This window comes from Shigella sp. FC1967, from assembly GCF_001743005.1.
Lineage (GTDB): Bacteria > Pseudomonadota > Gammaproteobacteria > Enterobacterales > Enterobacteriaceae > Proteus.
In genome coordinates this window covers 1-1127 of the sequence record NZ_MIIZ01001050.1, presented here as the reverse complement: position 1 = coordinate 1127, position 1127 = coordinate 1, and the positions used below count along the sequence as shown (strand labels likewise).

At 28.6% G+C, this 1127-nt stretch carries 1 protein-coding gene; it reads left to right on the top strand.

Features of this window, described 5'->3' with window-relative positions:
- Positions 1-610 precede the first annotated feature (610 nt).
- The gene (locus tag BHE89_RS18015) at positions 611-1018 is read left to right on the top strand and encodes a hypothetical protein (protein WP_128860699.1); all 408 of its coding nucleotides are present in this window, start codon (positions 611-613) and stop codon (positions 1016-1018) included.
- The last annotated feature ends 109 nt before the right edge of the window (positions 1019-1127 follow it).

Here is a 1127-nt window from a genome sequence, read left to right as displayed (position 1 = left end):
TTGATTACCAAACATATATAAATTTCAATTAAAATTACATTTAATCTAAATATTTTTAGTTAGTTAAGAGAATTATTCAACTTAAATTAAATTATTGAGATATGCAAACATTCAATGGCTACTACTAACTATTATCATCCCCTCACCACTGAGCAACAAAAAATAACTCATCAACGCCTTAATTTTACTGCAATACTGCTAATAAATAACATCGTTATATCAATAATGTCATTACTGCTTGCACTTATTAGAGGCCAATGATTTGTGATATTTGAGATGAACGTTCGCACATTGCTTAAGAAAAAACGAGAACCACTTGATAAATAGAACGAAAAGATCTCGCGCTTAAAGAACCAACGTGAAAAAAGCCGTTAAGCCAGCCATTCCGTAGGTCACATCCGTTAATTTTCTCATGCACATATCCTCATTTATGGTAGATCTGGATTTAATCAATAGAAAACCCCCGTTACAGTAATCGAAAAGTTGAACTCATAGAACTAATACTTATTCAAAATAAGTTAAAACTATTTCTTAATTAATTCTAATGAATCCATTTCAAATAAGCATATCAATGCGGTACAATGAGCTAATTTCTATATAGAGCGTCCATATGAAACAGCAAATCAAGCCTGAATCAAATACCCAACCATATTGGCCTACTTTGAAGCTCATATTGAGTTCTTTTATTGTTTTTAATTTCTACTTAAATTTAGCTGATAAAAATAAAGTCTGGCTTCTTATTGATATTTTCAATTTAACATTGATTCCTATGTTCGTATTTATTGTTGCATTCGTAACGAAGAATACTACATGGAAGTCATTGAAGCTTAGTTTACTTCCATCTTTTATAATTTACTTAACATTTCAAACGGTTGATGCAATTCCACTCTATTTTTCAGACCAATTAAGTTTAAAGCTTTATATTTTGGAGCCTCAAAATGGAGTATGGTTTTTTTTTGGCCATTCCGGTTTGGGCAAGCTTTTTTTTTTTATTATTACCACCAAAATTAAAATTTAATAATTTAAATACTATTTTTCATTTTGATAGTCATCATTAATCCTTTCTTATTTAACAAATAATCATTTAATGAATTTATCAAAATTCTTCTCTATTAATTATCTATTTT